Genomic DNA, 7,516 nt, shown 5'->3' on the forward strand with positions numbered 1-7,516 from the left:
CCGAACTCAATCTCGCGATCTGTTACAGCAGCGTCCGCAGAGCTGCGGGTAACGCTTCGCATTCCTTTTCGAACACGCGTGCGGCCAGGGTGTCTGGCGTGTCATCACGACGGACTTCACAGGACTGTTGCAAGATGATCGGACCGTGATCGTATTGGTTGTCAACGAAATGCACGGTACAGCCACTGATCGTTACACCTCTGGCGATCGCAGCGGCATGCACGTTGTGACCATACATGCCTTTGCCGCCGAAGGCCGGCAGCAGTGAAGGGTGAATGTTGATGACTCGATTGTGAAAATCATCGGGGATCAGGACGTGTTTCAGAAACCCAGCCATCACCACGTAGCGCGTACCAAATTCGCGAACCGGCTCGAACATCGCTTCGCGATAATCGGGATCGTCAAAGTCGGACTTGCGAATGACCAGTGATTCGATCCCATGCTGACTGGCGATGTCCAATCCGCGGACGCCAGGTCGACTGCTGATCACCAACCGCACGTCGATCGGCAGATCATGCTCGTCTCGGTGACGCAACAGATTCTCAAGCGTGCGTCCGCCGCCACTTAGAAACACTGCAATCGGTAACTTCGTTGGAGCCGACGACATGACTAGGCCTGTACCTTTTTCACCGACAATTGGCCGTGTTCCGAGTCAGCCGATTCGGCTTCCGAGTCGCTGCCAACATCCAAGGAATCGGCAAGCGTTTCCTGGCAAATCATCTCACGGTATTGGTCCACCGCCTCGATGACTTCGTCGGATGTCGGTTCAATGTTGACACGAATCCGATCGACATACTGGCAATCGATCGCCTTGCGTTGATTTTGGATCACCCGAATCAAGTCCTTGGCGATGCCTTCGCGTTGCAGTTCCGGTGTGACTTCGGTGTTCAACACCACGACGGCACCGACACCTTGCGCGGCCGCCCAACCGGCCTTGGCTTGCAAGCGGATTTCGATGTCTTGATTGTCCAGTTCGATCGTGTCGGCACCGATCGAAAGTTTGACCACACCGTCGGATTGCAGTTTGCTCAACAGATCGTTGCCATCGGCTTCGGCCAATGCCTTTTTGACCGCCGGGACTTGCTTGCCGACTTTGGGGCCGAGACGTTTGAAATTCGGCACAACGGTGTACTGAACGTACTGGTCGCCCTGGGTCGTGTAGTGCACCGCTTTGACATTCAATTCTTCACGGATCAAGGCATCGTGGTTTTGCAGCCAAGCGATTTGCGAATCATCGGCCAGGATCACGGTGACCTCGGCCAAGGGCAAACGCACCTTCAACTTCTTGGCTGCCCGCGCGGCACGACCGAGCGACGCGATCTCGCGCAACAATCGCATCGAATCCGAAAGTCCGGTGTCGACACGCGACGTATCGGGCTGTGGGAAATCACACAGATGCACACTTGCCAAAGTCCGTTTTCCGAAGGGTTCGGTCAGCCGTTGCCAGAGCGTGTCGGCCAAGAACGGTGTGAACGGGGCGGCCAACTTGACCAGTTCGATCAGCGTTTCGTACAGCGTCCAATAGGCATCGTGTTTGTCCTGTGAGTTTTTGTCGCTGGACCAAAACCGATCGCGACTGCGACGGACATACCAATTGCTTAGCCCATCCAACAGTGACGAAATCGCTTGACAGGCGTTGTAGTTGTCCAACGCATCCATTCGCTCGATCACTTTCGCCGTTGCCTGGTTCAGTTCTGAAAGGATCCAACGGTCGATCTCGCTGCGCTCGGAAGCCGGTCGATACATCGGCGCCGATGCCAGCGAAGCGGGCGTCAATTGATCGTCGGCGTCCACCGCCGCGCGAGGGTCAAACCCATCGATCTCGGCATAGATGGTAAAGAAACTGAACGTGTTCCAAAGCCGCAACAAGAATTCCGGAATCGAATCTTTGATCGATTGCTCGGCATAGATAATCGAATTCCAGGGAGCCTGGTTGGCAAACAAGTACCAACGCAGCGCATCGGCGCCGTAACGGTCAAAGATCTCTTCGGGGCTGCGATAGTTGCGCAGACTCTTGGACATCTTGCCGGTTTGTTTGGTGAACTTTTTACCCGGATAGTCCTTGGTTTCCGCTTCGTCCAACAGGACTATTTTCTGGCTGCCCTCGCCTTCGCTTTCCCACCACTGGGACAGCATCAACCCCAGCACAATGCAGTTGCGAAACGGCAGCGGATAATCCACGTCCTTGATCTCTAGCGACGGCGCTTCCGATCCGGGTTCGGACACGCCGGCGCCCTCGCCGAATAGCATCGTTGCGATCGCCAGTTGACTGTAGAACCAACCGCGGGTTTGATCGATCGCTTCGCTAATGAAATCGGCGGGAAACTGGGCCTGGAACTGGTCGTCGTTCTGATGCGGCCAACCCCATTGGGCAAACGGCATCGCGCCGCTGTCGTACCAACAATCGATGACTTCACTCACACGACGCATCCGTTTTCCATCGGCAAACGGCGAATCGTAAGTGACCGCGTCGATGTAGGGCTTGTGGACCCGCAGATCATCGACCAGTTCTGGATTCTCGGCCTTGGCCTCGGCCCAGACCTCGGTTCCGGTGATGCCTGGCTTGGCCAGCAATTCATCGTAGTCGCCGACGGCTTCCATCCGCCCGGTTTCCTCGCATACCCAGATCGGCAACGGGGTTCCCCAGTAGCGTTCGCGCGACAGCGCCCAATCGACGTTGGAATCCAAAAAGTTTCCGAATCGGCCGTCGCGAATGTGTTCGGGTTGCCAGCCGATCTGGGAGTTATTTTTCAGCATCAACTCACGGAACCGAGTGGTGCGAATGAACCAACTGCGGCGTGGGTACTGGATCAAAGGATCTTGGTCGGCACGCCAACAGAACGGATAGTCGTGCAAGTACTGTTCTTGCAAGAACATCAGCCCACGCTGTTTCAAGTCGCGTGAGATCGGTTTGTCGGCATCTTTGACCCAGACCCCGATCAGTTCTGCTGGCACCGCTTCGGTGAACTTTCCATCCGGTCCGACGGCGCACAACAGTTCGGGCTGTTCACCTTCGACAAATCGTCGCCGTTGCTGGTCATAAACTTCGTAGTCGACTTCACCAAACGCCGATGCCTGGTGAACGATGCCCGAACCGCTCTCGGTGGTGACAAAATCTGCTGCGACGATCCGCCAGTAAAAATGCTCCGTCGTCTGGCCGCCGACCGGCTGTGCCAGGGTGCCCGAGGGATCGTTCAGCGACGTTTGATAGCCGTCAAACGGGGGCTGGTACCGCAGCCCAACCAGATCGCTGCCGGAACACGTTTCGACAATCTCAAATTCGCACTTCGCTTTTTCTGCGATCTTGTCGACAAGCGCCGATGCCAAATACAGCAACTCACCGGTTTCGCTGTGTTTGACCAGCGAGTACTCCAGTTCGGGATGCACCGCGGCGTACATGTTGCTCGGCAACGTCCACGGCGTGGTGGTCCAAACCAACAGACTGCGATCCGGATTATCCACCAATGGGAAACGAACGTAGACGCTAGGGTCAGCGACCTCGCGATAGCCCTGGCCGACTTCACCGGCCGACAGGGCCGTGCCGCCCTGGGCCCACCACCAAACAATCTTGTGGCCTTGGTACAACAATCCTCGGTCGAACAGATTCTTCAGACTCCACCAAACACTCTCCACGTAGCTTTGGTGATAGGTCACGTAGGCCTGTTCCAAATCGACCCAGAACCCCAACCGCTCGGTCAGACGCTGCCACTGCTGCATGTAGCGCCAAACCGATTGCTGGCATTTTTGGATGAACGGCTCGACACCATAGGCCTCGATTTCTTCTTTGCTGTGAATCCCCAGTTCTTTGCCGACTTCGACTTCGACCGGCAAACCGTGAGTGTCCCAGCCGGCTTTCCGCTCGCAACGAAACCCACGCATGGTCTTGTAGCGAGGGAAGACGTCTTTGATGGCGCGGGTCAGACAGTGCCCCGGGTGCGGCATCCCGTTAGCCGTCGGGGGGCCTTCGAAAAAGACAAACGGAGGGGCATCGGCGCGGCGCTTGAGCGATTGCTGGTAGATGTCATTTTCTTTCCAAAACGCCAAAATCTGCTCTTCGAGCGCGGGAAACTTGGGACTTGCAGGGGCGGCGCTGAAGGGAGCTGCGTTGTCAGACATCGTGGACGTAAAAAAGGCTGGTTCGGGAAGCAGATTGCCAAGGGCTGTGGCGGAATTGTAGTGGGGATGCGGTTTTCAGAGTAGAACCGCCAAGCGAACGTCGGATTGAGCCGTTTGCTGGCATTCTTTGCGGAGGATTTCACGGCCCTTGCGATGCCAAAGGCGATCGGCGTCAAATTTTGCCTCATCCGCAAAGTCGCCCCTGGCCGATAATGTCGGATACCTGGGAGTCGCTCGACGGCTCGGCTTGCCTGCACTCGCCCCCCAAGTTCTCTGTGATGTCACTGTCGGTTTCCACCCACAACGATTCGCCCCAACAGCCGGCCGGCGATCATTCGGTCGGGCAGGGGGCACCATCTATCAAAGAGATGCTGTACGGCTGGGTGGTTCAGTGGGGATCCGCGGTGGTGGCCGGAATCTCGGTTGTCGGTGACATCGCGATGTTCGCTTGGGAGATGCTGAAATGGATGTTCACACGGTTGCCACAACGCGGCACGCTGCTGATCAACTTCTACCAAATCGGCGTGCTCAGTCTGCCGGTGGTGGCATTGACCGGAACATTCATCGGCATGGTGTTAGCGGTGCAAAGCTATTACCAATTTCACGCGATCGGATTGGAAAGCCATTTGGGAGTGGTGATCAACACCTCGCTGGTGCGTGAACTCGGTCCGGTCCTGGCGGCGACCATGTTGGCCGGACGCGTCGGCAGCGCAATGGCAGCCGTACTGGGCACGATGCGTGTGACCGAGCAAATCGATGCGCTGACGACCATGGGGGCCGACCCGATTCACTATCTGGTGGTACCACGGTTTTTGGCATGCATCCTGTTGATCCCCGCACTGACAATCATGGCCGACTTCATGGGCATCGTCGGCGGCTATTTTTACTGTGTGATCGTCCTGGATATCGATCATGCTTCGTACCTATCGCACTCGCGTGACGGCGTCGTCGGCTTTGACCTGTTTAGCGGGATTTTCAAAAGTTGTTTCTTTGGCGCGATGATTGCCGTGGTCAGTTGTTACCAAGGTTTTCACTGTAAACCGGGTGCCGAGGGAGTTGGCAAAGCCGCGACGGCGGCGTTTGTGTATTCGTTCGTCATGATCCTGGCGATCGATCTGTTCCTGAACATCATCTTGGACAAGTTCTACGCTTTGATCTATCCGTCGGGGATCAATCTCCTATGACATCAGCCAGCGTTCGAATCGAAACACCACCAACCTTGATCAAGGTCACCAATCTTGATGTGATCTTCAACGGTCAATCCGTACTCAATGACATCAACCTGTCGATCGCGACCGGCCAAACCGTGGCGGTGATCGGTGAGAGCGGTTGCGGCAAGACCGTGTTTATGAAATCCCTGGTCGGCCTGATTCCGCCCACGCGCGGTAGCGTGCATTTCAAACAAGACGACTTAGCCCACTTGAGCGCATCGGAGCTAAGTGATGTGCGGCGGCGGTTCGGGTTTGTGTTTCAAAACGCGGCCTTGTTCGACAGCATGAGCGTGTTCGACAACGTCGCCTTTCCGATGCGTCAATCAACCGATGAAAATGAGGAACAGATCCGCCAGCGGGTCTATGCTCACGTCCGCGAAGTCGGGTTGCCGGAAACGGTGATGAGCAAACGCCCGAGCGAATTGAGTGGCGGGATGCGAAAACGAATCGGGTTGGCCCGCGCGATCATCTTGGAACCGGAATTGGTTGTCTATGACGAACCGACCACCGGATTGGACCCGATCATGAGTGACGTGATCAACGAATTGATGCTGGAAGTACGCCGGCGTTATCCGGTGACCAGTGTGATCGTCACCCACGACATGCGGACGGCCAAAAAGGTCGCCGACCGAGTGCTGATGTTTTATCCCTTTTCACGTCGCAAAGACGGTGAATCGCAAATCCTATACGACGGTTCGCCAGCTGGACTGGACGACGCCGACGACAAACGTGTTCAACAATTCGTGCGTGGCGAAGCCGGCGAACGAATCACGGAGCTGGCAAATTAATCATGGACGACAACAGACTAAAATTCGGCGTCGGTGTGCTGGTGATCGCCGCCATGGGGATCGGCATCATCCTGACGTTCCTGTTTGGCGCCATCCCCCGTGTGCTGACCAGTGAATTCCGATTGCTAGTGGCTTTCCCCGCAGCCGATGGCATCAGCACCGACACCCCGGTGATGCTACGCGGTGTCAAAATCGGACGTGTGATCAGCAAACAACTGCGTGAAAAAGACGTCTTGCTGACTCTCGGGATCGACTCCGAATACCAGGACAATCTAAATCACGAATTTGTGCCACGGATCGGTACCGGATCGTTTATCACCGGTGACTCGAAACTGGAATTCGTCAAAGCGGATGAAGAGGAGTTGCTGGAAATCCACGAGGAACGTCTGGCGTCGATTCGCAATCAACAATACACCGACGATCAATACATCTATTACGGCAAAAAATCCGGCGATCCGTTCAACCTGATTTTCAATTTGGAAGAGGAATTGAAAATGACGTTGGAATCGGTGCGCGCCGCCAGCGGCACGCTGAACAAGGTCGGTGACAACATGGACGTGCTGGTCGGCGATGCCCGCGGTGTCGTCGGTCAAGCCGACGTTCAGTTGGATGGCGTTGCCCAAGAGGCCCGAAACGCGCTGATCGAATTTCAAGGTGCAATCCGCGACGTCCGCGACTTGGTCGGAAACCCCAAAATCAAAGCCAGTTTGAGCAAGACGTTCGAGGAGATGCCGGCTGTCCTGACCGAAGCCCAGTCGGCACTGCGATCGACGCAGCGCACCTTCGAGAGCTTTGAGCGGGTCGGCGAGCGATTGGAAGGCGTCGGCGCATCAGCCGAAAAGACGGTTGAAAATGTCGACCGGACCGTGGACACGATTCGCGAAACCATTCAATCGGCACAACGCAGTTTTGCAACCGCTGAACGTGCCATCGATAACATCGAACAAATCACCAAACCGATCGCGGCCAACAGTGACGAACTTGTCGCCCAGATTCTGACCAGTTTGCGCAGCGTCGACCGCACGCTGCAGCAAGTCGACACCTTGAGCACGACATTGAACAACAGCAATGGCACCTTCCGTAGGTTTTTGGAAGACGAAGACATCTACTGGCAGGTCCGTCGCACGATCGAAAACGTCGAGCAGGCGACTGCGAAAATCCGTCCCATCCTGGACGACGTCCGTGTCTTTAGCGACAAAATCGCCCGCGACCCACGCCAAATCGGTGTCCGTGGCGCCCTCGACAAACGCGGCAGCGGACTGGGCCTGAAGTAGTCCCGTGACGCTTACCCGCGAGAGAGCGATGTGAGGTCGCCCTTTTATCGCAACCCGACGCGTCAGCGAGGGATTTAGCCGGTTGATTGGATCCCTCGCTCACGCTTTTTGAAGTTGCGCTAAACAG

Annotated in this window: 5 protein-coding genes; 3 read left to right on the top strand and 2 right to left on the bottom strand. The window is 56.2% G+C overall.

Annotated elements, in window-relative coordinates:
• Positions 1-22: 22 nt before the first annotated feature.
• Both purN and ileS read right to left on the bottom strand, forming a co-directional pair.
• Positions 23-607 carry a phosphoribosylglycinamide formyltransferase gene (gene purN, locus NHH03_RS27000; protein ID WP_253161471.1) on the bottom strand — a complete coding sequence of 195 codons (585 nt, stop codon included), beginning with the start codon at positions 605-607 and terminating at the stop codon, positions 23-25.
• Positions 608-609: 2 nt separating this feature from the next.
• Positions 610-4,116 (bottom strand): isoleucine--tRNA ligase, encoded by a 3,507-nt coding sequence (gene ileS / locus NHH03_RS27005; protein WP_253161472.1) that lies wholly within the window; start codon positions 4,114-4,116, stop codon positions 610-612.
• 368 nt (positions 4,117-4,484) lie between these two features.
• Between ileS and NHH03_RS27010 the strand changes: the two genes are divergently transcribed.
• From NHH03_RS27010 to NHH03_RS27020, 3 genes are read left to right on the top strand one after another with little or no spacing between them, the layout of a single operon-like run.
• Positions 4,485-5,300 carry an MlaE family ABC transporter permease gene (locus tag NHH03_RS27010; RefSeq protein WP_315861495.1) on the top strand — a complete coding sequence of 272 codons (816 nt, stop codon included), beginning with the start codon at positions 4,485-4,487 and terminating at the stop codon, positions 5,298-5,300.
• On the top strand, positions 5,297-6,115 hold the full coding sequence (locus NHH03_RS27015; protein WP_253161474.1) for an ABC transporter ATP-binding protein: 819 nt from the start codon (positions 5,297-5,299) through the stop codon (positions 6,113-6,115). Before NHH03_RS27010 ends, NHH03_RS27015 begins: the two co-directional genes overlap by 4 nt.
• Before the next feature lie 2 nt (positions 6,116-6,117).
• Positions 6,118-7,389 (top strand): MlaD family protein, encoded by a 1,272-nt coding sequence (locus tag NHH03_RS27020; RefSeq protein ID WP_253161475.1) that lies wholly within the window; start codon positions 6,118-6,120, stop codon positions 7,387-7,389.
• Positions 7,390-7,516: the final 127 nt, after the last annotated feature.

The sequence above is a fragment of the Stieleria tagensis genome (genome assembly GCF_024129865.1).
Classification (GTDB): Bacteria; Planctomycetota; Planctomycetia; order Pirellulales; family Pirellulaceae; genus Stieleria; species Stieleria tagensis.